The following is a 24,717-nucleotide window of genomic DNA, read 5'->3' as shown; positions in this document are numbered from 1 at the left end:
GCGGTCTCGCCGCGGGATCTCTCTGTCAGCGGTCGAGTGCGGCCATGAGCACCGAAGCGATCTGCGGGACGGAGTCCGGGCTCAGCATCCCCTCGTGGTCCGCGTCCACTTCGTGCCGGATCACGCTGCCCTCCACGTGCTCCTTCCAGGCGGTCTCGTCCGGGGCGCCGGCGCCGACGTCCCGGGTGGCCGCGAAGAACAACATGTCGCCGCGGTAGCGCCCGGGCAGGTGCGCCTCGCCCATGCCGCTCAACCGCCGGATGACCGTCACCATGTTGGCCAGCTGCTGCGTGCTCAGCTCGGCCAGCGGGTTCGCGCTCCGGGCGAGCAGGCTCAGCACGCTCTCCGCCGTCAGCTCCGGAATCCCGGCCGGGTCCAGCCCGCACCGCCGCAGGATCTCCGCGTACACCTCGGCGTCGCCGTGTACGGGCTCCGCACCGGTCGCGGCGGCGGGGAACCCGTCGAGGTTCGCCAGCAGCGCGACCTCTTCGCCCGACTCCTGCAGCTGCCGCGCCATCTCGTGCGCGACGAGCGCGCCGAAGGACCAGCCGAGCAGGTGGTACGGGCCGTCGGGCTGGATGCGCCGCACCTCGGCGAGGTACTCCGCGGCCATCTCCACCACGGTGCCGGGCTGCCCGCCCGTCTCCAGGATCCCGCCGGCCTGGAAGGCGTACACCGGCACGCTGTCGTCCAGCGCGCCGCCCAGCTCCATGAACGGCCAGCCGAGACCGCCGCCGCCGTGCACGCAGAACAGCGGCTGCCGGCTGCCGCGCGGCCGGATCTGCAGCACCCTGGCGAAGGCGTCCGCGTCCGGCGCGGCCCCCTGCTGGGTGGTGGCCACCGCGGCCAGGCCGGCCACCGTACGGTGCACGAACACGTCCGCCGGGGTCAGCCCCACGCCCCGGTCACGCGCCCGGCCGACCAGCCGGATGGACCGGATGGAGTCGCCGCCCAGCTCGAAGAAGTCGGCTTCCGCACCGACCTGTTCGACCCCGAGTACATCCGCGAAGACCGCGCACAGCGTCTCCTCCAGCGGCGTCTGCGGGCCGCGCCCGCCGGTCGTGGCCACCGGCTCCGGCGCGGGCAGCGCCTTACGGTCCACCTTGGCGTTGGGCGTGAGCGGGAACTCGGCCAGCTCGGTGAAGGTCGCCGGGATCATGTGGGCGGGCAGCTCGACCGCCAGATGGGCGCGCAGGTCACGGGCCTCGACCGAGGCGTTCTCGCCCTGGCCCCCTTGGTCTCCCTGGCCCTGCGGGTCCTGCGGCACCACGTACGCCGCCAGCCTCGGCGTGCCGGAGCTGTCCGTACGTACCGTCACCACCGCACGGTTGACCTGCGGGTGGCTGAGCAGCGCGGCCTCGATCTCGCCCAGTTCGATGCGGAAGCCGCTGACCTTCACCTGGTTGTCGCCCCGGCCCAGGTAGTCCAGCAGCCCTTCGGAGGTCCAGCGCACCAGGTCGCCGGTGCGGTACATCCTGGCCCCCGGCTCGGCCGCGAACGGGTCGGCGATGAAGCGCTCCGCCGTCAGCGTCAGCCGGTTGTGGTAGCCGAGGGTCACCGCGGCGCCGCCGATGTAGAGCTCGCCGGTGACGCCGGGCGGCACCGGACGGAGCCACTCGTCCAGGACGTACACGCGGTTGCCCGCCAGCGGCTTGCCGATGAGCGGGTTGCCGGAGCTGTCGATGTCCGCCGCGGTGGACCAGATGGTCGTTTCCGTGGGCCCGTACAGATTCGTCAGCCGCTGGGTCGCGCCCTGTACGGCCGCCGCCAGCGCGGGCGGTATCGCCTCGCCGCCGGTGAGGGCGTGCAGGCCGTTCAGCGCCTCCGGGTACTCGTCGACCAGCGTGTGCCAGAGGGTCGGCGTCGCCTGGAGCACCGTCGCCCCTGTGCTGAGCAGCAATTCGGCCAGCTCCATCGGGTCGCGCACGGTGCGGTTGCCGGCCAGCACCAGGGTCGAGCCCGCCAGCAGCGGCGCGAAGAGTTCCAGGTTGGCGATGTCGAAGCCGAAGGTCGTCACGGACACGAAGCGGTCGTGCGCGTCGAGATCCAGCATTCGCCCGAGCTCGGTGAGGAAGTTGGTGAAGGAGCCCAGCGGCACCACCACGCCCTTCGGGCGGCCCGTCGAGCCGGAGGTGTAGATGACATACGCGGTGTGGTCCGGAGTCGGCAGGCCACCCGGGCGGTCGGCGGCCGTCAGGTCCGTGCCGGGCATCCGCAGCAGCGTGCGGCGTACCTCCGGCTCGTCCAGGCACAGCTGCGGGTGGGACGCCAGCTGCGGCAGCTCACGGGCCACCGAGGTCTCGGTGAGGACCAGCACCGGGGCGGCGTCGTCCAGCATGTAGCCGATCCGGTCCGGCGGATACACCGGGTCGATCGGCAGGTAGGCGGCGCCGGACTTGAGCACGGCCAGCGCCGCGACCACCATCGACGCCGAGCGCGGCAGCGCGATGGCGACCAGCGTGCCCGGGCCCGCGCCGCGCGCGATCAGGGCGTGCGCCAGCCGGTTGCTGCGCTCGCCCAGCGCACGGTACGTCAGCACGCCGTCGTCGCTGATCAGTGCGATCTGCGAGGGCGCCGCCGCCGTACGCGCCTCGATCCGTGCCGCCAGCGGCTCGCCGGCGGGGTGCGCGGGCGCGCCGTTCCAGGTGCCGAGCAGCCGCTCGGCCTCGCCCGGCAGCATCGGGGTGACGCTGCCCAGGTGCAGGTCCGGCTCCCGGGTGAGCGCGTCGAGCAGCATGCAGAGCCGGTCGGCCAGCAGCTGCGCGCTCTCCTGGGTGAACAGGTCGGCGCTGTACTCCAGCCGGCCGGTCATGCCGCCCGGCGCGTCGGCTCCGGCCGCGGGTACGGGCTGCCGCTCGGCCAGTTCGAAGGCGAGGTCGAAGCGGGCGCTACCGGTGCGGGCCGAGTCCGCGGTGGCCCGCAGGCCCGCCAGCTCGAAGGTCGCCGCGTCGTTGTTCTGGAGCGCGAACAGCACCTGGAACAACGGGTTCCGGGCCATCGAACGGCTCGGCGCGAGCACGTCCACCAGCCGCTCGAACGGCACGTCCTGGTGCTCGAAGCCGGCCAGATCGACCGTACGCACCCGGTCCACCAGCTCCCGGAAGGTGGGATTGCCGCTGACGTCGGCCCGTAGCACCAGGGTGTTGACGAACAGCCCGACGAGGTCGTTCAGGGCCTCGTCCGTACGGCCCGCGATCGGCGTGCCGAGCGCGATGTCGTCCTGCCCGCCGAGCTTCGCCAGCAGCGTGCTGAGCGCCGCCTGTACGACCATGAAGAGGCTGGCCCCGCACTCCTGCGCCAGCTTGGCGGCGCGCGCGTGGGCCGCCGGGTCGATGTGGAAGTCGACCGTGCCGCCGCGGTACGACGGCATCGGGGGCCGCGGGAAGTCCGTGGGCAGCTGCAGCTCCTCCGGCATGTTCGCCAGCGCCTGCCGCCAGTAGTCCAGCTGCCGGCTGGCGGCGCTCCCCGGGTCCTCCTCACGGCCGAGCAACTTCCGCTGCCAGAGGGTGTAGTCGGCGTACTGCACCGGCAGCGGTTCGAAGGCCGGCGGCGCGCCGTCCAGCCGCGCGGTGTAGGCGCGGCTCAGGTCGCGGGCCATCGGCGCGTTGGACCAGCCGTCCGCGGCGATGTGGTGGATCACCGTGACCAGCACGTGTTCCGTCTCGGACAGCGCGAACAGCCGTGCGCGGAGCGGGAGTTCCACGGCGAGGTCGAAGCCCTGGCGGGCAAACTCGGTGATCTGTTCCGTGAGCTCCCCGGGCGTGACGTCCCGCACCGGCAGCTGGACGGGCGGGTTCTCCAGGATGCGCTGGTACGCCGTGCCGTCCGTCTCCGGGAAGACCGTGCGCAGCGTCTCGTGCCGGGCGACGACGTCGCCCAGCGCCGCGGCCAGCGCCGCCCGGTCCAGGGCGCCGTCCAGCCGCAGCACCCACGGCAGGTTGTACGTGTCGGCCGGCCCCTCCAGCCGGTTGAGGAACCACATCCGCTGCTGGGCGGGCGAGAGCGGGATCAGCTCAGGCCGCTCGGCGGGCGTGAGGGCCGGGCGTACGGTTGTGAGCCGGGTACGGGCGCGGGCGCGGGTCCGAGTACGGGCCCTGCTGCGCGCCCGAGTGTGGGCGCCGTACCCGTAAGCACGGGCCTCCCGCCCGGGCCGCGCGCCCCGCCGCCCGGGCGGGACCCGCGCGGGGTAAGCATGGTACCAATCGCCCGCAAGGATACGTCCCATCCGCAACAGCCCCCTTCTCTCCGCGCCCCCCGCCGCGATCACGTACTGCCCCCGCACCTCCCGGTACCGCAGCAGCTCCGCCGCCACCGGCTCCAGCACCCGCGACCGGCCGCAGCCCGCCGCCAGGCGCCGCAGCCTGCGCTCCTCCTCCTGCCCGTACGCGCGCGCCGGGCCCCGGGCCGCCGCCCGGCACCCCCACGCGAGCAGCGGGCCGCCCAGGGCGCCGCCGAGCACCAGGGCGACGGGCAGCCACAGTTCGCCGTCGTAGCTGCCGAACACGGCGCCCACCAGCCAGATCAGGCCCAGCACCTGCACCGCCAGCAGCAGTCCCTGCCCCGCCATCGCCGCGGCCCACCACGGCGGCCGGTGCAGCCGTACGGGGCCGTGCCACCCGCCGTCCGCCACCGGCGCCGAAGCGGGCTCCGCTCCGTTCTCCGCATCCGGCTCCGCTTCCATGTCCGCCTCCGGCGCCTCAGCGACCTCCGCGACCACCGCGTCCAGCGCCTCCGGCAGCCCCTCGGCGCCGCGCCACGCCGCGTCCCGTACGGTCTTCCGCCACGCCTCCGGCAGGCCCGTGACCGCGCGGGCAGCCAACTCCCGTACGGCCTGCGCCAGTACCGGCCGCGCCACGCGCGGCGCGCCCTCCACGGCGCCCTCCGCCGCACCCTGCACCGCGCCGGCTCCCTGCCGCCGCCCGGGAGCGGTCCCCGTCCCGGCACCCGTTCCCGCCCCTGCTCTGGCTCCGTTTCGGCTTCCGCCACCGGCTCCGGTTCCACGCGCGGCGGCACCGCCGCCCGGCTGCTGCTGACGCTCCTGCCGCCGCGTGTCGTGCCACCGCACGAGCTGCGACCACGGCGTCCCGCACGAACGCTCCGCGTGCCGCAGCCAGGCCCGTTCGGCGGCCTGGCCCGCCGCCACGGCGCCGACGGCGGAGGCCAGCCGGTCCTCGAAGTCCTCCCGCGCCTGCTCCGTGAGGCCGACCGGACCGGGCGCGTCCGGGTCCGCGTACGCGGGCCGCAGCCGCGCCGCCGCGCCGTCCAGGTCCGCCGTCAGACGCCGCGCCGGGGCCTCGCGGGCGGCGGCGAACGCGCCCAGCTCCTCGCGCAGTTCCGTGATCCCGTCCCCGGTGAGCGCGGACGTGGCCAGCACCCGCGCGCCCGGTTCACCGTGCTCGCCGAGCGCCACCCCGTCCTCGTCCAGCAGCTGCCGCAGGTCGTCGAGTACGGTGTCGGTGGCGTCGCCGGGCAGCCGGTCGGTCTGGTTGAGCACCACGAAGGTGACCTCGGCGTAGCCCGCCAGCGGCCGCAGGTAGCGCTCGTGCAGGACGGCGTCCGCGTACTTCTCCGGATCGACCACCCACACCACCGCGTCGACCAGCCGCAGCAGCCGGTCCACCTGCTCGCGGTGGCCCTCCGCGACCGAGTCGTGGTCGGGCAGGTCGATCAGGACGAGCCCGTGCAGTCCCGCGTCCCGCACCCGGCGCCGTACGACGGGTGCGATGCCGAGCCGGTCCAGCAGTCCGTCGGCGCCGCCTTCCCGTTCCGCTTCCCAGGTGCAGGCGATGGGCTGTGCGGTGGTCGGCCGCCGTACTCCCACTTCGGAAAGGGCGCGCCCGGCAAGCGCGTTGAACAGAGAGGACTTTCCGCTTCCGGTCGCGCCGGCGATCGCCACCGTGGTGTACGCCCGGGACAGGCGCCCGCGCGCCCCCGCCTCCTCCAGTACGCGCAGGGGTTCGGCGAGCACCTTCCCCTCCAGCCGCGTCCTGGACAGGCCGACGAGTTCGCGCAGAGCGCCGAGCCGGCGCAGGAGGGCGCTGTCGCCGACGCCGCCGACCGAGCCGTACGGGTCGGGGATGTCGCGGGTTGTGCCGGCCGTACGCGGTGTCCGCGGAGTGTTCGCGTCCGCCGCCTCCGCGGCCTCGGCCGAACGGCCCTTCGCGGGCGGCGCCGTACGTTCCGCGCTCGCGCCCGCGCCCGTACCGGCGCCCGCGTGCCCGTGCGCGCTGCCCGCACACCGGTCCGCGTCCCCGTCGCGCTCCACGCCCCTGTCCACACCCCTGTCCGCGCCCTTCTCCACGCCGCCATCGCGGCCGCGCGCGCGGTGGCCGTCCGCGTCGTCCTCCGCACGCACACCGGCATCCGTACGGTGGCCATTTGCACGTTCTCTGCGCCGCGCCTCCAGATCCGCTTCCGCATGCGGAGCGCGGCGGGCGATCAGGCCGTCGTCCCAGCCGCCGCGTTCCACGGACGCCGCGCCCGGTGCCTCGGCGGCGGGCTCCGCCTCGTCCGCTGCTCCGGCCGTCCCGCCGCCCTCCGGACGGAACACCTGCGCGGGCGCCTCCGGCCCCTCCCCCGCGTCGGGCCACGGCTCCGCCTCCGCGGCGTCCTGCTCCACGCCGTCCGGGCCCCCCTCCGTACGGGCGCCGGATCCGGTACGAGCACCGGTTCCCGTACCGGCGCCACGCCCCGTACCGGAACCGCCTGACGAACCGTCCGCACGGACATCCGCAGACGACATGACCGTCACCTCTCCTTCTGCGTCGGGGACTGCGGCGCCTTCCCCGCAGCCACGGCCCTGCGGACGGCGGAGTACGCCGCGATCAGTTCCACTTGCGGTTCCGGAGTGGCCCCGGCCTCGTCGAGCGGCGCGAGCCAGCGGTCGCGCTCGCCATGCAGCACCCGGTCCACGCACGTGTCGAGTACCGTCTCGGCTTTTCCCCGCAGCCGTACGGCGCGCTCCTCGCCCAGCGACGCGGTCAACGTCTCGTCCACGCCGCGCGCCCGGCGGCCGCCGAGCAGGGCGACGGCCAGCAGGCCCATCGTTTCTTCGGCGTCGGCGGCCGGGCCGCGCTCCGACGTACGGGTCTCCTCCTCCGCGAGTTCGTCCACGCAGCGCTGCCAGCGCCGTACGAACACGCCGATCCGGCCCCTGCCGTCCTCCCCCACCGCGCCACCGGCGCCCGCGCCCACCGGGGCACCGACCGGAGCGCCGGGTTCACGGCGCCAGGCAGCGGCCACCCGTTCGTCCGCCGCCGCGACAGTACCCACGAGCAGCGCCGTCAGCCCGTCCGCGAACGCGCCCAGCAGCTCACCACCCCCGCTGTCCAGCGGGAAGCCGTGCCAGTGCGCCGCCACGTCGCCCGCCAGGAGCTCGCCGTCGGCGATGCGCCGGCGCACGCGCCGGGACGCCTCGTCGAAGGCCTCCTCCACGTGGTGCCGCAGCCGTACGGCGGTGGCGTGCTGCGACGCGGCGGCGTTCGCCAGCGCGGTGACGCGGGGGCGAAGCGAGCCGAGTGTGCCCGCCGCCGTACGGCCCGCGGCCGCCGCCCGCGCGTCCGGATCGCCGGCGCACCGGGCGAGCCAGTCGCGCAGCCCGGCGACCGCGGTCATCGGCAGCAGCCCCGAACCGCCCGCGGACTCGGGCAGTTCCGGGACGGTGAAGCAGGCGACGGCGCCCATGCCCTCGCGCTCCAGCATCTTGGTGTACTGCTCGGACACCTCGTCGGCCATCTGGTGCGGCACCCGGTCGAGCACAGTGGCGAGGGTGACGTCGTACTCCTTGGCCGTACGCAGCAGATGCCACGGCACCGCGTCCCCGTACCGCGCCGCCGTCGTCACCAGCACCCACACGTCGGCGGCGCAGATCAGCTGCGCGGCGAGGTCGCGGTTGCCGACGACGAGGCAGTCGATGTCGGGCGCGTCGAGCAGGGCGAGGCCCCTGGTCAGGGCGGGGTCGGTCTCGATGCGCAGGGCGTACGGCGCCCCGTGCGCCTGCCGCCCGCGCTCGCCGTCCCGGTCGTCGCGGCGGTCGTGACGAGCGGCGCGGTCGCCGCGATCGCCGCCGGCGCCGCGCTCCAGGCCGCAGGGGTCCGCGGAGTGCTCGCCGAAGTCCTCCCCAAGGTGTTCGCCGAAGTCCTCGATGTCCTCGATGTCGAACAGCACGTCGTCGTCCCCGCCGCCCTGCTCCTGCCGGCTCTCCGCGCGGGGTCTGCGCACCCGGCCCAGCGCGGGCAGCACCCGGTCCCCCTCGAACCAGTACGCGTCGTCGGGATGGCAGACGAGCACGGGCGTCCGCGTCGTCGGCCGCAGCACTCCGGCCTCACTCACCCGCCGCCCGACCAGCGAATTGACCAGCGTCGACTTCCCGGCCCCGGTCGAACCGCCGACCACCGCGAGCAGCGGCGCCTCGGGGGCGCGCAGCCGGGGCATCAGATAGTCGTCGAGCTGAGCCAGCAAGTCCGTACGGGAACGCCGCGCGCCATCAGCACCGGGCAGCGCCAGCGGGAAGCGTGCGGCGGCGACGCGCTCCCGTAGCACGCTGAGCGCGTCCAGCAGCTCGGGCTGTACCTCCAAGATCGCCACACGGGAAGAATGCCCAATTTTGAGCGGTTTTTGAAGCGCATCCGCCTCGCATCACGCGAAAATACATCGCATTCGCCCCCCGATCGACGCATTCACCCCGTGTGGCCCACACGACAGACACACAGCAGCCATAACGAGTACGCAACACCCACCCCACACGGCGCGAAAAACGCTGCAGAAATCGCACCAGCCTGCGAGTATCGGACCGCTTCACTGAACCTCCACAACCTGCCGGTGGTCGTGAAGCAGGATGGACGAGCAGCACCGCCCCCTATCCTTGACCCCGCCATGGTCAACACGGGGGCACGCAGCCCGACCGCGACCGATACCGGCCCCCGTAGCTCAGTGGATAGAGCAGGCGCCTTCTAAGCGCTTGGCCGCAGGTTCGAGTCCTGCCGGGGGCACCCAGGAGATGGCTGGTCAGCGGCGGTTTCTCCCGCCGACGGCACCAGCGTGCGGGGCGTCAGGCCGCCCCGCACGGCGGCCGCGGCCATCCGACCCGGCCTCCTGAGCTGAACCTTCCGGCGGGACCTGGATGGGTAGCCGACTTCCGGAGGAAGCGTCGTAGATCACGCACCGGCCGGCTGAAGGGTTGCGTCGGACAGGTCGACAGTCGGGGTCTTCGACGGCCCCGCGCGTCGCTGGCGCTCTTCGCACTCGGCGAGCAGGTCACGACAACTGCGGTCAAGCCGGTCATCACGTTCACGAACATCCTTGCGTAATTCCTTGCTGCTCTCGTCCCCACCCTTCCGCGAGCTGACCAAGCAGGCGCTCCTGACGTCGTCGCTCGCCCTGCTTGATCTCCAGCTGAACGCGGCCTGCCCGCTACCGGGCTTCCTTCCCGGGAATGGGAGTGGCACAACTGGACTCCATGGCAGCAATCTGCGCTCGGGGGGACGCTGGCGGCGCCGGAGCCGAAGACGTGAACCGAAGAACCAGTCCAGTTCGGGCGTCGACGAGGATCTTCTCGCTGCCCAGAGCACCTTCGGGCGTCGCGCGGGACCCAGCGGTACTGCGACGGGTCTCGTTTCATGCGGGTGACTTGAACAGACGCCGAAACCCCATCGGGCTCCCGCTCGCGCATACGGCTGGTGACTGACCGTATGCCAATAGATGAGACGGTCAACTGTGGGGGATGAGAAGGAAGTTCTGGATATTTCCACGAAGGATCTGAAGTCGGCGGCGCCGACGTTCCGGACGCAGAGCGGGGCGTTGCTGAAGGCGGCTCAGACGTTGGGGGCGAAGTTGGATGCGTTGGGGCAGCTTGGGGTGGGGAGGAGGAAGTCAGGGAGTTCGCTGAGAAGTACGGGACCCAGCGTGCGGCTATCGAGGACGCGGTGGGGACTCTCGTTCAGGGGCTGGCGAGCATTCATGTCGCGATGACGGACATGTCCGATGGGCATGTGGACAACGAGGACGCGATCCGGGGGATGTTCAACAGGCAGCAGGTGCCCCACTGGCTGCCCGGTCAGCGGGAGTGGCATCCGCCGATGGCGGCGCCGAGTTCGCCTTCTCGTACGACGCGGAGCTACGCCTCACAAAGGTCACCAACCCGCAGGGCCTGCACTGGTCCTACGAGTACGACCCGCCGGACGCCTCACCACCGAAACGGACTTCAACGGCCGGACACTCACCTACGCCTACGACCCTGCGGGCCGGCTGATCACCCGCACGAACGGCGCAGGCGAGACGCTCTCCTACGCGCGCGACACCCTCGGCCGGGTCCAATGCGTCACCGACTCCGAAGGCGCCGAAACCACCTACACGTACTCCTCCAGCGGCCACCTGACTCAGGCCGCCAACCCGAATCACACCCTCACCTGGGAGCACGACCCCCTGGGCCGCGTCCTGGCGGAGACGGCCGACGGCCGCACAACGCGGTACGCACGCGATGACCTCGGTCGTACGGCCCGCCGCACGACGCCCAGTGGTGCCGTCTCGCGTTGGGATTGGGACGCGGCTGGCCGCCCGACGCAACTCATCACTGACGCCGGGACGCTGGAATTCAGCCGCAATCCCCTCGGCGAGGAAGTCTCGCGCCGCATCGGCCCGGGCCTAAGGGCATACGGAAGGACCGGCGGTTACAGTTCGTGAGTGCCGACGGAGCGTGGAACGCGGTCGCAAGAGCTGAGCAAGGGGAACCGCAACACGCTCGGGCTTGACAGGGAATCTCATTGGCCCGGTCCCGCGTCGACCGGAACGTGCTGAGATGCTGTGGCTCCTGCCGGCGCACCCAGGAGTTGGCAGATTGCGCGCCCGCCCAGGCGGCATTCTTAGGCGGGAGTGTGCGCGGCGTCGTCCGCGCGGGCCGCGGTCCGGGCGAGTGCGGGGGTGCTCGTTGTCGGTGAGGGCTGGGGTGGTGGGGTGGCGGTGGGGCCCAGGGTTGTGGCCGTCAGCGTGATCAGCGCTGCCAGTGCCACCGCTGCTGCTTCGTGCAGCTGGCACAGTGCCGCGCCCGCGGCCGCGCCGAGGGTGATGAGGGCTACGGCCCCGCCTCGGCGGAGTGCCCCCTGGCCGCGGGCCGTTCCCAGGCGGGAGTCTGCCGCGAGGCCGGTGAGGGTGGAGGTGACGACCACGGTGGTGACGTCCTTCACCCCCAGGTGGCGGGCCGTCGCCGCCTGCGCGCCCATGGCCAGGGCGAGGGTTGACGCCAGCAGCGCGCGGGTGGCGGGGACGCCCAGGCCGGCCGCGGCCATGCCCGCCGCCGTGGCGGCCAGGGTCAGGCCGACGCCGCCCAGCAGAACCGTGCACCTGCGCGTCCAGCCCGGGGTCGCCGTGCGGAGCACCCGTCCCGCCGCGGCCGCGCCGGCGAGGAAGGACAGCAGCGCGGCGCACGGGCCGAGTACGGGCAGCTCCGTCGAGCCTGTGGCCGCCATGCCGAGGATGACCACGTTGCCCGTCATGTTGCCCGCGAACACCTGGTCCAGGCGCAGGTATCCGACCGCGTCGACGACGCCCGTGGCGAAGGTGAGCGCGAGCATCAGGGCGAGGGGGGTCGCACGCCACCGTCGGACGAGGCGGACAGTGCCGGGCCGGGCGTCCGCGCGGACAGTGCGGCCGGTGCCGGACGTGCCCTCGCGGCCGGTGCCGGACCCGCCTCCCCCGCGGCCAGTGCGGCCACTGCCGCGGGTACGGGACGTGGCCCTCGTACGGCCCGTGCCCCGCGTCGCGCCCCCACCGCCCGTGCCCGGCGTCCCTGTGCTCACCGTCCCGCCGCGTAGCCCTGGGCGCCCCGCGGGTTCGCCGCCGCCTGGAGGGCGCCGCTGGACGGGTCGCGCGTGACGACCGACAGCCGGCCCTGGCTCCACGGTCCGGAGACGGTCACGTCGTGGCCGCGTGCGCGCAGTTCGCCGATGGCCGCCCGGTCCGCCCGTGCCTCGATCACCAGTCCCCGGGGCGTCCACGTCCTCGGCCAGAACGAGCCCGGTACCGCGGTGGTGTGGAACGCGGGTGCGTCGATCGCCTCCTGCGGGTCCATGCCGAGGGCCAGCGTGCGTACGAGATAGAGGAGTTGCCACTGGTCCTGCTGGTCGCCCCCGGGTGAGCCCAGCGCGGCCACGGGGCTGCCGTCGCGCAGCAGCAGGGTGGGGGTCAGGGTCGTACGGGGCCGCCGTCCCGGTGTCAGGCGTGCCGGGGCCGCCGGGTCCAGCCAGGTCATCTGGAGCCGTGTGCCCAGCGCGAAGCCGAGGCCCGGCACGGCGGGCGAGGACTGGAGCCAACCTCCCGACGGTGTGGCGGAGATGATGTTCCCCCAGCGGTCGACGACGTCGATGTGGCAGGTGTCGCCCCGCGTCTCCCCCGTCTGCTGGACGGTGGGTTCGCCGACGCCGCCCTCGCCGTCGGCCCGTACGGTGTGCTGCCGGGTGACGAGCGGCGGCGTGTACGGGGTGACGCCGATGTCGCCGGGTCTCAGCGCGGTTGACGCGGCGGCGCTGATCAGGCCGGCGCGCTCCTTGCTGTACCGGGGGGACAGCAGGCGGCCCGCCACGGCCTCCGCTTCCGCCGGGTCGAGATGCCCGTAGTACGCCTCCCGGTCGGCCATGGCGAGCTTCAGGGCCTCGGTGATGGTGTGGATCCCCGTGGCCGTGGACGGGTTGATCGACTCGTCGTCGAAGTGGTCGAGCACGGTGAGGGCCTGCAGCAGTACGGGGCCCTGGGACCACAGGCCCGCCTTCGCCACCGTCGTCCCCCTGAACTCCGCGGTGACCGCGGATTCGAGGGACGGATGGAAGTCGGTGAAGTCGGCGGCGGTGATCACTCCGGCGTGGTGCCCGCCCGAGGAGTGCCGGTGCGGCCTGGCCGCGAACTCCGCCGCGGTGGCCGCCACGAACCCCGTTCGCCAGATGTGCCGCGCGGAGCCGATCCGTGCGGTCCGGGTCCCGCCGGCGCCCGCGCTGATCAGCCGGCGCAGCGTACGGGCGTACGCGGGGTTGACCAGGGTCTCGTACGCCCGCGGGACCCGTCCTCCGGGCATCCACTGCTCGTACGACGTGGGCCAGTGCGTACGGAAGAGGTCCTCCACCGTGGCCAGGACGCGCGCCAGTTGGGGTACGACCGGCACTCCGTGCTCCGCGTAGTGGATCGCGTACGCCAGGACGTCGGCGAGCTCCCACGTACCGGACTCGGCGAGCAGCCACAGCCAGGAGTCGACGGCGCCCGGGACGGCGGCGGCCAGGGCGCCCGCGCCCGGGACGTGGTCCAGCCCTTGGGCGCGGAAGTGCTCGATCGTGGCTCCCCGCGGGGCGTGGCCCTGGCCCGCGAGGACGCGCGGGGACGGGTCCGCCGCGGTGGCGAGCACGGCGACGAGGTCGCCGCCGGGCCCGTTGAGATGGGGTTCGGCCACGTGCAGTACGAAGGCGCCGGCGGTGGCCGCGTCGAAGGCGTTGCCGCCCCGCTCCAGTACGGACTGGGCGGTCGCGGAGGCCAGCCAGTGCGTCGACGCGCACATGCCGAAGGAGCCGCGCAGCGTGGGGCGCGTCGTGTGGGGCGTCCTGTCAGGGTGTACGTCGGTCGGTGACGGTTGTTGACCGGCCATGTCTGTCGCGTTCCGTTCCTATGGCGCGTGGTGCGCGGCGTGGTGGTCGGCGAGGACGTCGCCGCCGAAGTCGGTCTCCGGGTCCCGCCACACGGCGTGGGCGTGGTTGACGCCGCGGTGGATGTTGGTCCACTCGATGAGCAGCCGCGGGCCCTGCAGCCGGTAGTAGTGCGGCTCGCCCGGCACGGTGGAGCCGGCCCAGGCGAGGTGTACGGCGTCCAGCGCGGCCGGGTCGTCGTAGCGGGGCAGCGGGGACACCCCGTCCGGGACGCGGTCGAGGTAGGTGCCGAGCAGGGCCCGCAGCAACTCGCGCTGCGCCGCGTCGAGTTCGGCGCCCGGTACGCCCTTGGGCGGCGGGGTGAGGGACAGCGCCCGCCGGTTTGCACCGTCGAGGCCGGTGGCCGGCTGCTCGGCGCGGTCCGGGATGTGCCCGCCGGGGCGCCAGAGTTCGCTGCGCTGCACCACGCGGTCGTCGACGCGGGTGCTGTTGCCCGCCACGATGTCGTCCGGGGCGCGTGCCAGCAGCACCGCGCGGGCGGCGTACTCGGGGCGCAGGGAGCGGACCAGTTCGCGGGCCATGTCCTCGGCCGTGCCCAGCGGGCGCAGCGTCGCGCCGCCCAGCAGCGGCGACGCGGCCGGGTCGGCGCCCAGGAAGCACGGCGTGGCGGCGGCGACGCGCCCGTCCACCACCAGGTTGTTGAGCGAGACGTGGTGGCCGCCGAACCGCCATCCCCACGGCCGCGTCCCGCCGGGCTCGCCGAAGACCCGCAGGTAGTACATGCCGGGGTCGCGGGTGCGTTCCCGGCCCCAGTTCACCGAGAAGTCCTCGACGTGGTCGAGGACGTTCTCCAGGCCGAGCACGGTGGCGACGGTGTTGTACCCGGCCTCGGACAGCCCGCTCGCGACCAGCCGCATCAGCAGCCGGTGCTGGGCGGGGCGCTGCTGGTGGAAGGTGAGGCCGCCGTGGTCGGTGGGCGTGTAGAACCAGCGGGTACGTTCGGCCTCCGCCGCGCCGCCGGCGCCCGGCGGCGGCCCCACGGCCGTCCTGCGCTGGTGCGCGTCGAGGGAGTCCAGCCACTCCCGGGCGGCCTCGGCCATCCGGTGCGCGACCTCGCGCCCGGCGTCGGTCATGCCGCGTCCACGCCGAGGAACTCGCGTACCCAGCGGCCGACCGTGTCCGCGAACTCCACCGCGATCCCGTGCCGTCCGCCGTCGATCGAACGCAGCGCGGCGTTCGGGATCCGCTGCTCCATCAGGACGGCGCCGTCGTAGGGCGCCAGCCGGTCCGCCGTGCCGTGCACGATCAGGGTGGGCGCGGCGATCTCCGCGAGGCGGTCCCGTACCTCGTGCTGCCGGGCGACCTCGTGGCGGCGTGCGCTCTGCTCGGGCGTACGGGCGGTGAGCGTCCGTACGGGGCGGGCGCGCAGCTCGGCCTGGCCTTCGGGGGTGAAGAAGAACTCGGGGGCGGCTTTCTGCCGCTCCTCGTGGGTCATGTTCAGGAGTTCGTCGATCGCCTCGCTGCCGATGGCGAAGCTCGGCGTGGTCGCGACCAGTACGAGGGACGCGACCCGTTCGGGATGCCGGAGCGCCGCGTGCTGCGCCACGGCGCCGCCGAAGGAGGTGCCCAGCAGGTGCGCGCGCCGCAGCCCCAGCGCGTCCAGAAAGGCGGCGAGGTCGTCGGCGAGGACCTCCAGCGTGTACGGGACCGGCGGGTTCACGGTGATCCCCGAGTCGCGCTGGTCGTAGGAGACCGCCCGGATGCCCGCGCCGAGTCGCGCGCGGAGCGTGGCGAACTGGGTGCGGTCGCTCTCGCCGCCGTGCACGAGCACGAGCGGCGGCCCCTCGCCCTCGTCGATGAACCCGACTTCGAGCTCACCCGCTCGTACGGTGGAACCGGCCGGTCCGGCGGATTCGCGCCCTGCCTGCTGCGTTGCCACCGCTGACCTCCTTGGCGAGGTGGGACGTGGACGTAGACGCTCATACGATTTGAGACGAGCGTATCATCTAATGCCTGACGGCGGATGTGACGAGCGCCGCTACTCGCCGAGTCCCGGGACCGGGGTGCTCGGAGGTCGGGGTGCCGTCGCGGAAAGCGGCGGGGCGCACGCGGACCCGGGCGCACGCGGACCCGGGCCGGCGCCCCGCCGGCGCCCGACGGTGCGTCAGCCCGCCCGCACCCACCCGCGCAACGCGCCGCGGTAGGCCTCGCTCAGCCGGCTGATGACCTCGCGGCGGGACAGGCTGGTCTCCTGCAGCAGGTCCTGGACCTCCCGCGGGTCGAACATCATGTTGCTGAGGAACAGGGCGTATTCGAGTATCTCGTCCGAGAGGCCGATGTCGTCGAGCAGTCCCCGCACCGGCTCGACCCAGGCGTCCCGCGTGGCGGTGATGATCTCGTTCCCGCTGTGCAGCCGCTCCAGATAGCCCCGCCGGGACCGGAGCTGCACCAGCGCCGGGCCGTGCTCGGCGAGAAGATCCACCCACCTGTCCACGACGGCGTCGAACAGCGGCCGCCCTTCCGCGGTCGACGCCGTGCTGAAGTCGCGGAGCTCCTCGACGACGCTGAGCACGTACGCCGCGAGCACGTCGTCCACCGACGAGTAGTAGCGGTACGCGGTGGCCGGGCCGATCTCCGCGCGGGACGCGACCGCCTGCATGGAGAGCTGGTCGGGCGCCTCGCGGGCGAGCTCGCCGACGGCCTCGAGGAGGCGCCGGCGGTTGCGGCGGGTGTCACTGCGCAGCTTGCGCTCCCCGCGTGGGGCGGCCTGCTGATCGGCCACGGGCCTCCTCCACCTCTTCTCCGCCTCTGCTGCGTCTCTTCCGTGTCTCTCCGAAGTGCAGGGAAAGGGTATCTCGCCGCCGGGTACGGTGCGTTCGACAGGTCGCACTGCGCGGTACGGCGTACGCGCACCCGGCGCCGTCAGGCCCCCGCGGCACCGAGGTGGCGGACGATGCGGTCCAGCCCGGTCCGCAGGTCGTCCTCGGAGGCCGCGAACGAGATCCGTACGTGCCCCTCGCCCGAAGGACCGTACTCGGCGCCGGCGCGGACCGTCACCCGCCGCTCGGCGAGTTCGCGTACGACCGCCTCGGAGGGCCGGTCCGCGTCGTAGCGGAGGAAGCCGTAGAACGCCCCCTCCGGCGGCACCAGGTGCAGCCCGCGCACGCCGGACAGCCGCTCGACCACGAGCTCGCGGCGCCGCCGGTACGTGTCGGTCATGGCGTCGACGACGCTGTCCGGCAGGCCGAGGGCGGCGAGGACCGCGTACTGGACCGCCGTGTTCAGCGAGCCGTTGTGGGTCCGGTGCACGTGGGCCGCCGCGTCCACCACCTCGCGCGGCCCGGCGAGGCACCCCACCGCCAGCCGGTCATCGCGTACGTCTTGGAGAACGTCCGGACGTACACCGTCCGGTCCCGCAGCTGCTCGACCTCCAGCGCCGAGGTCAGGGTGTGACCGGGGTATACGAGGCGGTGGTACGCCTCGTCGCTGACGAGCGGCACCTCCCCGAGCCGGCGGGTGTCCGCCGCGGCCGCGCGGTCCCAGCCCGGAGCGATGGAGACGCTGCCCGTCGCCGCATCAATGAACATGATGGGACTCCACTCTTAAGTGAGATATCTTCCTCACATGAAGGAATCATAGCCCTCACGGCGTCCGGCAACAATGACTCGTACCGCCGGACCGCCTGACCAGTCCGGAGTGAGCGCATGCCCCTGACCGGCGAAACCGCCCTGCGGGCAGCGAGTTCGCGCCGCTGCTGCGCGACATCAGGGAACGGCGGCTGCTCGACCGGCGCACCGGCTGGCACGCGCGAACCATCGCGGTCACCGCGCTCGGCCTCGCCACGAACCGCCGCATCGGGCTCATCCACGGCAACCTGCTGCTCGGCATGAGCTACGCGTGGTGGAACGACAAGCACAACCGCCACCACGCCAACCCCAACCACATCGGCAAGGACCCCGACGTCGCCGCCGGCGTCCTCGTCTTCGCCGCGCTCCACCAGGCCCTGTTCGGGCTGCACTTGGGCATGGCCTTCGCGCCCAACCACAAGCGGATGGAGATGCCCGACCCGTACGGCGAGAAGCGGGGCCACCTGCGCCGCCAGGCCCTCACGTCCCGGCCTACGCGGAGACCGGCCTCGTCGACTCGTACCGCCAGGCACTGCGGCACATGTACGAAGTGGGGGAGCCGCTGCGTGCCGACATCTGACGCCCGGCGCCACGCGTCCCGGCCGCCCTGGAGACGTATGACGATCCGGGTCGTCATCGTGACGCGCTGCTCGCCCACTCCGTGACGCGCCGCCTCATCGCGAAGACGGTGCAGACGCACGTGAGCCGCGTCCTCACCAGGCTGGACCTGCGCGACCGCGCCCAGGCGGTGGTCTTCGCGTACGAGTCGGGGCTGGTGACCCCGAGCGGGTAGCCCGCCCCGCTCCCCTCCCCGGGCGGCGTCGTCATCCGGAGGCGGCGCCGCCTGGTCCTGAGGGACTGGTGCCCGTACGTCCTGGTGCAGCCGCACCGGGTGCACGTGGGTCCTGGTGCCGACGACTCGGGCCGCGTTCCGGCGGATCGTGGACTGACGGGGGCCGGACGCGGTCCCGCTGCGGGCCGCACCTCCTCCACCCCCTACGGCGGTAGCACCTCCACTTCGGCTCCCGGGTGTGACGCCCGGCGCACAACCGCCCCCGCACACTCCACAACGTCAGCAGGAAAAGCTCGCGAAAGGGCGAAAAATGAGGCTACGCAGCGGCAAGCGACACAAGGCGGACAAGGAACCGGAGGCGCCCGAGGCGCCGGAGGTAACGGGCGACCCCGGGCTCGCCGTCGAGCTGCGCGGTGTCGAGCGGCAGTACGGCCGCGGCGCCGGCGCCGTACACGCCCTCGCCGGCGTCGACCTCGCCCTCCCCCGCGGCACGTTCACCGCGGTCATGGGCCCGTCCGGGTCCGGCAAGTCCACCTTTCTGCAGTGCGCCGCAGGCCTCGATCGGCCCACCGCGGGCTCGGTCCGCCTCGGCGGCACGGAGATCACCGGCATGAGCGAGAACGAGCTCACCGAGCTCCGCCGCAACCGCCTCGGCTTCGTGTTCCAGGCCTTCAACCTGCTGCCGTCCCTCACCGCGGAGCAGAACGTCCTGCTGCCCGTGCGTCTCGCCGGGCAGAGGCAGGACCGCCGCCGGGCGGCCGAGGTGCTCGCGCAGGTCGGGCTCGCCGACAAGGCGCGGCGCCGGCCGGGCGAGCTGTCCGGCGGCCAGCAGCAGCGCGTGGCCATCGCCCGCGCGCTGGTGACCAGCCCGGACGTGGTCTTCGCCGACGAGCCCACCGGCGCCCTGGACACCGGTACGGCCGCCGAGGTCCTCGGCCTGCTGCGGCACGCCGTCGACCGGATCGGCGCCACCGTCGTGATGGTCACGCACGACCCGCCCGCCGCCGCGTGGGCGGACCGCGTGCTCTTCCTCGCCGACGGCGCGTTCGCCGGTGTCCTGGAGCGCGGTTCGGCGGAGCAGGTCGCGGCACGGATGACGCAGCTCACGGCCCGTACGGCCGCCACGGGCGCGGGCACGGGCGCGATGGCGGGGGCGGTGGCATGAAGCGGCCCAACGGGCTCGCCCGCGCAGCCGTCCGCTTCAAGCCCGCGTCGTTCGCGGGGACCTTCGTCGCGCTGCTGATGTCCGCGCTGATCGTCTCGGCCTGCGGCATCCTCCTCGAGACCGGCCTGCGCGCGTCGGTGCCCGCGGAACGGTACGAGAAGGCGCCGGTCGTCGCGGCGGCCGACCAGTACGAGTACGTCGTCACGGGCAGCGGCGAGGACCGCGAGGAGGAGGCCGTCCCGCTGCCGGACACGGCACGCGTGGACGCCGGGCTGGTGGACAAGGCCGCGAAGGCGCCCGGCGTGGCCGCCGCCGTACCGGACTTCACCCTCCCGGTACGGGCCGGGGACAGCGCGCTTACCGCGCACGGCTGGGGCTCGCACGCCTTCACCGGCACCGAACTCACCTCCGGGAACGCGCCCCGTACCGGCGAGGTCGTACTCGACGCGGGTGCGGCGCGCGCCGCGAAGGCCGCCGTCGGCGACACCGTCGCGCTCGACACCGCCACGGGGCAGCAGGACTTCCGCGTCGCGGGCATCGCCGAGGCCGGCGCCGGGGACAAGGCCCGGGACGCCGGCGCCGAAGGCACCACCGCCTGGTTCGCCGACGCCCAGGCCCCCGCGCTCGCCGGCCACCCCGGCAAGGCGGACGCCATCGCCGTACTGGCGGAGCCCGGTACCGGCACCGACGCCCTCGCCGGCGCCGTGAAGAAGGCCCTCGACGGCTCCGGCGCCGAGGTGAACACCGGCGCCGACCGCGGCGCCGTCGAGGACCCGGGCCTCGGCTACGCCAAGGACACGCTGTTCGGCATCGGCGGCTCCTTCGGCGGCATCGCCGCCATCGTCGCGGTGTTCACCGCGGCCGGGACCGTCGCGCTGTCCGTCGCCCAGCGGGCCCGCGAGTACGCGCTGCTGCGCGCCGTCGGCGCCACCCCGCGGCAGATCCGCCGCGCGGTCGCCTCCGAGGCGGTGCTTGTCGCGCCGCTCGCCGGCATTCTCGGCTGCCTGCCGGGAATCGGGCTCGCGCACTGGTGGTTCGGGCAGCTGCAGGACCGCGGCGCGGTCCCGGAGGCCCTGGACGTGCACGTCTCCGGGCTGCCGCTCCTCGCCGCCGTCGTCGTCGGGCTGCTCACCGCGCTCGGCGCGGGCTGGGGGGCCGGGCGCCGGCCCGCGAAGATCAAACCGGGACAGGCGCTCACCGAGGCGTCGGTGGAACGGCTGCGGCCGGGCGTGATCCGTACGGTGCTGGGCATCGCCGCCCTCGTCGGCGGCACCGTCCTCACCGGGGTCGCCGCCAACTCCGCGGGCGACGACGCGGCCAGCGCCGCACTCGGCGTCGTCATGTGCTTCATGCTCGCCGTCGGGCTGCTCGGCCCGCTGGTGGCGCGGCTGTGCGCGGGCCTCTTCGGCCTCCCGCTGCGCGGCGCGGGCCCGTCCGCGCACCTAGCGGCGGCCAACTCCCGTACGAACGCCCGCCGTCTGGCCTCCGCGATCACCCCGATCGTCCTCGCCATGGCCTTCGCCTCGACCCTGGTCTTCATGCACACGAGCGAGAACCACGCCGCCGACGAGCAGCTCCGCGCGGGCATCACCGCGGACCACGTGGTCACCGACCCGGCCGGGCTCCCGGTGGACGCGGCGGAACGCGCCGCACAGGCGCCCGGCGTGGACTCGGCCGTCGGCCTGCTGAACACGCAGGTGCTGGTGCCGGTCGGCTCCGGCGAGTTCAAGGCGCTCCAGGGCGCGTCGGCCCAGGGCGCCACCGGCTCCGGCGCCGAACTCGCCCAGGTGCAGGACCTGGACGTACGCGACGGCAAGCTGGACCGGCTCGGCAAGGGCCGTATCGCCATCGACCGGACCCTCGCGACCTCGGCGGACGTCGGCGTCGGCGACCGGCTCCCGCTCTTCCTCCCCGACGGCACCGAGGCGGACCCCGAGGTCGTCGCGGTCTACGCCCGCGGCCTCGGCGTCGCCGGAGTCACCATGGACCGTGCGTCCCTGGCCGGGCACGTCAGCTCGGGCTTCGACAGCACGCTGCTCGTACGGGGCGGGGACGCGGCGTCGCTCGACAGCCTGGGCGAGGTCACCGACGCCTCCGGCTATGCCACCGAGAAGAGCCTCGACGCGAAGCTGGGCGCCTGGTCCAACAACATGATGGCCGTGGTCCTCGGCGGCTTCGCCGCCATCGCCGCCGTCAACACCCTGGTGATGACGGTCCTCGACCGCCGCCGCGAACTGGACACGCTGCGGCTCATCGGCTCCACCCGCCGCCAGGTGCTCCGGATGCTCCGCTGGGAGAGCCTGCTGGTCTCCACGGTCGGCGTCATCCTCGGCTCCGCGATCGCCGCGGCCACGCTGATCCCGATGATGAACGGCCTGACCGGCGAAGCACCGTACGTGCCCCCGCTGCTCTACGGCGCCTTCGTGGCCGCCGCCGGCGGCCTGGCCCTGCTGGCGGTCACGCTGCCGGCGCGGGCGGCGATGCGGCGCACGTCGTAGGGCGTACGTACGGGGCGGGGCCGGGGGCCGCCGTGGCCGCCGGGCGCTTGGGCCCCCGGGAGGCGTCGGCCGCTCAGCCGGCCGGCCGCAGGCAGAAGGGGTGTCCGGCCGGGCTGGTGTAGATCCGGCTGCCTTCCTCCGGTTCCGGCCGGACGTCGTCGGTGGGCCGCAGCCTGCCCGCGCCGGATTCGACCGCCAGCCGGTCGGCGGCCGCGAGGTCGTCGACGGCGAAGTCGAGGTGCATCTGCTGGGAGTTGCCGTCCGGCCAGACCGGCGCGGTCTGCTCGGGGGCCGACTGGATCACGAGCACCGGAACGCCGGGGGCCTGGATGAAGTGATTCGTCGGCGTCCGGGTGAGCGAGCCGCCGAGCAGCCGGTGCCAGAAGGCGCTTTCCGGCTCCGGTTCGGCGGCGTCGATGACCACGGAACTCAAGGTGATGTTCACGGTGTTGTCCTCTCCTGCGTGCTCTTCGTGCCCTTCATGTCTGTGGAAGCCGGGAAGCCGCTCCGCAGTAACATGAACCTGACTCCGGAACAGTACACAAACGGAGTCGGACTCACGTTATGGAGGACCCATTGCCCCCGTCACGCCCGCTGCGCGCCGACGCCCGGCGCAACCGCGAGGCACTCCTCGCCGCGGCCCGGGACGCCTTCCTCGTCGGCGACGCCGACGCGCATGTCGAGGAGATCGCCCGCAGAGCCGGGGTGGCCGTCGGGACGCTCTACCGCCACTTCGAAACACGCGAAGCCCTCGTCGAGGCGGTCTACCGCAAGGAAGTCGACGAACTGTGCGCCGCTCCCGCGGAACTCCTGAACCAGCACGAGCCGGACGAGGCCCTGCGGCGCTTCCTCCTGCTGCTCGTGGACCACGCAGCCGTGGGCAAGGGGATGGCCGTCGCCCTGGAGCGCATCACGGCGACGGACTCCCCGTTCTTCGACAACGCCCGCACCCGGATGGCGAACGCCCTTACACAACTGCTCGACGCGGGCGTCACGGCCGGCACCCTCCGCGACGGCGTCACCGGCACCACTCTGCTGCGCGCCCTGGGCGGCATCTGCGGGATGCGCGCCACGGAGGGCTGGCAGGACGAAGCCAGACAGATCACCGCCATCCTCCTCGACGGCCTGCGCTCCGACGCGCCGCGGGCGCGCTGAGCCGAGTGCCGTGCGTTGCCGCGCCGGAGACCCGCCGGTCCTCGAGCGCACGGTTCTCTGCCCGCCTGCTGGGTGGCTCAGAACGGTGCAGAGGGAGCGCTCTATTTCGGGCCTCGGGACTGGACCGTGGAAGGATTCCGGGAGGCTTACTTCGACCGGGAGCCGTGGCGCCCGTCGGTGTGCGTGCCGATTCTCTTCGACCGAGCTGACTCCGGTCGCGAAGGTGCTCTACGGGCAGCTGCGGACTCCCGCGCGCTGGGTGCCGCACGCGGATACGGCATCCACACTGGCCCGCAGCCGGCCGGGGTGGGTCAGGTGATGTCGTAGGAGAGGTCGAGCAGGTCGTCGTCCGACAGGCGCTGCTTGAACGACGTGAGTTCCGGGCCCTGGGGGTTGAGGCTTTCCGCGACCTTCAGGCCCGAGTAGACGGCGGTCTCCTGGAGGTCGGTGACCGTCGTGTAGCTGCCCGCGAAGTACAGGTTCCGGTCGCCCTGGAAGGCGAGCATGTCGCGGGCCGCGGCGAGGCTGCGCGGGGTGGACAGCGGGTGCCGGAAGCGGCGGGCGGCGAGGAGTTCGGCGGGGTCGGCGGCGCGGGAGGCGGCCCAGCTCTTGAAGATGCTCGGCTTGGTGGCGGGGTCGTCGGTGCCGTAGTACGCGCCGATCCAGATCGACGTCTCGCAGTTGGGGCCGCCCGCGGCGGCGTTCTGGACGGACCAGTAGTCCCGGTCGGCGGGCATGTAGCAGGGGTCGCGGTGGATGACGAGGCGCGTGGGGCTGTACTCGTGCAGCTTCAGCAGCTCCGTGATGTGGCCCAGGTCCGGGAGGCCGGTGAAGAAGTCCTTCGCGACGGGCGGCGGTGCGCTGACGACGACCGCGTCGTACGGGCCGTGGCGGCCGGAGGCGGTACGGACGTGCCAGGTGCCGGACTGCTCCTCCAGGCTCTGTACGCCGGCGCGGGTGAGGACGGTGGTGTTCTCGCAGGCGTCGAGGAGCGTCCGCAGGTAACCCTCCAGCCCCACGGTGGAGTTGTACGTGTGGACGGGCTCGAAGATGGTGGCGGGGAAGGTCTTCGCGAAGGCCGACAGGTGGGCGCGCGCCGACTGGGTGCGTACGAGTTCGATGTCGCCGCACGTCAGGGAGGCCAGCCAGGGGGTGAGGACGTCGCGCTTGTAGCCGTCGTCGATGTCGAGCCCGTCGAGCCACTCCCCCATGGTGGTCTCCCACCGGACGTCCGGTTCGGTCATCCGCCGCGCCTCCTTGGTGAAGGCGAGGAAGCGGAGCGCCCCGGGGAGGTCGTCCAGGGCGTGTTCCGAACCGAAGCGGGACTTGCCGGTGGCGGCGTCGAAGACGGTGAGGCTCGCCGGGCCCTCGATCACCTGGCTGGTGTCGGGGTCGTCGGTGCGGGCGCCGATCTCGGCGAGGAACGACCAGTACAGCGGGTGCGTGTTCGGGTGGAAGAACTCGGCGCCGATGTCGACCGCGTAGCGCTTGTCCCCCTCGGTGACGGACAGGGTGTCGACGTGGCCGCCGATCTTGTCGCGTGACTCGAAGAGGTCGACGCTCCATGCGGAATCGCAGAAGTACGCGGTGGCGATGCCTGAGGTGCCCGCGCCGACGACCGCGAGCCGCTTGTCCGGCGCGGCACGGCGACGTTCCCCTTCCGGCCGGCTCGCCGGCAGCCTGCCCGCTGTGAGCAGCCCGAGGGAGGCGGCGCCCAGAGCGCCGTGCCGCAGGACCGAGCGACGCCTCAACGGCCGTACAGAAACCGGCATGTGACCCCTCCGCATGTTTGGTCTGAACCTTTCCGGAGGGGCCCGATGGTAATGGCGCGGGACGGGTCGCGATAGGCGGTGCGGGAGGC

At 73.4% G+C, this 24,717-nt stretch carries 14 protein-coding genes, 1 tRNA gene and 3 pseudogenes; 8 read left to right on the top strand and 10 right to left on the bottom strand.

Features of this window, described 5'->3' with window-relative positions; genetic code table 11:
• Window positions 1–25: 25 nt before the first annotated feature.
• Window positions 26–6,742, bottom strand: a complete 6,717-nt coding sequence (locus DVA86_RS35935; RefSeq protein ID WP_208878452.1) for a non-ribosomal peptide synthetase — start codon at window positions 6,740–6,742, stop codon at window positions 26–28.
• A gap of 5 nt (window positions 6,743–6,747) precedes the next feature.
• A complete protein-coding gene (locus DVA86_RS13590) occupies window positions 6,748–8,577 on the bottom strand; it encodes a dynamin family protein (protein WP_208884671.1) in 1,830 nt (609 codons plus the stop codon).
• Between the two features lie 340 nt (window positions 8,578–8,917).
• On the opposite strand from DVA86_RS13590, the gene DVA86_RS13585 reads away from it, so the two are divergent.
• The 3 genes from DVA86_RS13585 (at window position 8,918) to DVA86_RS36445 (ending at window position 10,680) form a co-directional block, all read left to right on the top strand.
• A tRNA-Arg gene (locus tag DVA86_RS13585) sits at window positions 8,918–8,990 on the top strand.
• A 1,073-nt stretch (window positions 8,991–10,063) separates the two neighbouring features.
• Complete coding sequence (locus DVA86_RS35290; protein ID WP_245997839.1) at window positions 10,064–10,249, top strand: RHS repeat domain-containing protein; 186 nt, start codon at window positions 10,064–10,066, stop codon at window positions 10,247–10,249.
• The gene (locus tag DVA86_RS36445) at window positions 10,246–10,680 is read left to right on the top strand and encodes an RHS repeat domain-containing protein (RefSeq protein WP_245997617.1); all 435 of its coding nucleotides are present in this window, start codon (window positions 10,246–10,248) and stop codon (window positions 10,678–10,680) included. Before DVA86_RS35290 ends, DVA86_RS36445 begins: the two co-directional genes overlap by 4 nt.
• 179 nt (window positions 10,681–10,859) lie before the next feature.
• Here the strand turns inward: DVA86_RS36445 and DVA86_RS13575 are convergent, their stop codons facing one another.
• The 6 genes and pseudogenes from DVA86_RS13575 to DVA86_RS36105 all read right to left on the bottom strand — a co-directional run bounded on the left by DVA86_RS13575 (window position 10,860) and on the right by DVA86_RS36105 (window position 17,206).
• Window positions 10,860–11,567, bottom strand: a complete 708-nt coding sequence (locus tag DVA86_RS13575; RefSeq protein ID WP_208878451.1) for a YoaK family protein — start codon at window positions 11,565–11,567, stop codon at window positions 10,860–10,862.
• A 221-nt stretch (window positions 11,568–11,788) separates the two neighbouring features.
• The gene (locus DVA86_RS13570) at window positions 11,789–13,621 is read right to left on the bottom strand and encodes a gamma-glutamyltransferase family protein (protein WP_208878449.1); all 1,833 of its coding nucleotides are present in this window, start codon (window positions 13,619–13,621) and stop codon (window positions 11,789–11,791) included.
• A gap of 18 nt (window positions 13,622–13,639) precedes the next feature.
• Entirely contained in the window at window positions 13,640–14,752 is a 1,113-nt protein-coding gene (locus DVA86_RS13565; protein WP_208878447.1) for a DUF3500 domain-containing protein, read from the bottom strand.
• Window positions 14,749–15,558, bottom strand: a complete 810-nt coding sequence (locus DVA86_RS13560) for an alpha/beta fold hydrolase (protein ID WP_208878445.1) — start codon at window positions 15,556–15,558, stop codon at window positions 14,749–14,751. Before DVA86_RS13560 ends, DVA86_RS13565 begins: the two co-directional genes overlap by 4 nt.
• A 225-nt stretch (window positions 15,559–15,783) precedes the next feature.
• Complete coding sequence (locus DVA86_RS13555) at window positions 15,784–16,401, bottom strand: TetR/AcrR family transcriptional regulator (protein ID WP_208878444.1); 618 nt, start codon at window positions 16,399–16,401, stop codon at window positions 15,784–15,786.
• 140 nt (window positions 16,402–16,541) lie between these two features.
• Window positions 16,542–17,206, bottom strand: a pseudogene (locus DVA86_RS36105) (pyridoxal phosphate-dependent aminotransferase).
• A gap of 140 nt (window positions 17,207–17,346) precedes the next feature.
• On the opposite strand from DVA86_RS36105, the pseudogene DVA86_RS13545 reads away from it, so the two are divergent.
• From DVA86_RS13545 to DVA86_RS13530, 4 genes and pseudogenes are all read left to right on the top strand, one after another.
• Window positions 17,347–17,825: pseudogene (locus DVA86_RS13545) on the top strand (fatty acid desaturase); the annotation flags it as partial.
• 93 nt (window positions 17,826–17,918) lie between these two features.
• Window positions 17,919–18,038, top strand: a pseudogene (locus DVA86_RS13540) (LuxR C-terminal-related transcriptional regulator); the annotation flags it as partial.
• Between the two features lie 310 nt (window positions 18,039–18,348).
• Entirely contained in the window at window positions 18,349–19,203 is an 855-nt protein-coding gene (locus DVA86_RS13535; RefSeq protein WP_208878443.1) for an ABC transporter ATP-binding protein, read from the top strand.
• Window positions 19,200–21,701, top strand: coding sequence for an FtsX-like permease family protein (locus tag DVA86_RS13530; RefSeq protein ID WP_208878441.1), 2,502 nt, complete (start codon window positions 19,200–19,202; stop codon window positions 21,699–21,701). Before DVA86_RS13535 ends, DVA86_RS13530 begins: the two co-directional genes overlap by 4 nt.
• Window positions 21,702–21,774: 73 nt before the next feature.
• On the opposite strand, the gene DVA86_RS13525 is transcribed toward DVA86_RS13530, so the two are convergent.
• Entirely contained in the window at window positions 21,775–22,146 is a 372-nt protein-coding gene (locus DVA86_RS13525; protein ID WP_208878440.1) for a VOC family protein, read from the bottom strand.
• A gap of 131 nt (window positions 22,147–22,277) precedes the next feature.
• Between DVA86_RS13525 and DVA86_RS13520 the strand changes: the two genes are divergently transcribed.
• Window positions 22,278–22,856 carry a TetR/AcrR family transcriptional regulator gene (locus tag DVA86_RS13520; RefSeq protein WP_245996543.1) on the top strand — a complete coding sequence of 193 codons (579 nt, stop codon included), beginning with the start codon at window positions 22,278–22,280 and terminating at the stop codon, window positions 22,854–22,856.
• 311 nt (window positions 22,857–23,167) lie between these two features.
• Here the strand turns inward: DVA86_RS13520 and DVA86_RS13515 are convergent, their stop codons facing one another.
• Window positions 23,168–24,607, bottom strand: a complete 1,440-nt coding sequence (locus DVA86_RS13515; RefSeq protein ID WP_208878436.1) for an FAD-dependent oxidoreductase — start codon at window positions 24,605–24,607, stop codon at window positions 23,168–23,170.
• Window positions 24,608–24,717 lie beyond the last annotated feature (110 nt).

The sequence above is a fragment of the Streptomyces armeniacus genome (assembly GCF_003355155.1).
Lineage (GTDB): Bacteria > Actinomycetota > Actinomycetes > Streptomycetales > Streptomycetaceae > Streptomyces > Streptomyces armeniacus.
Note: the sequence above shows the minus strand (reverse complement) of the source record. Positions and strands in the feature narration are given on the sequence as shown.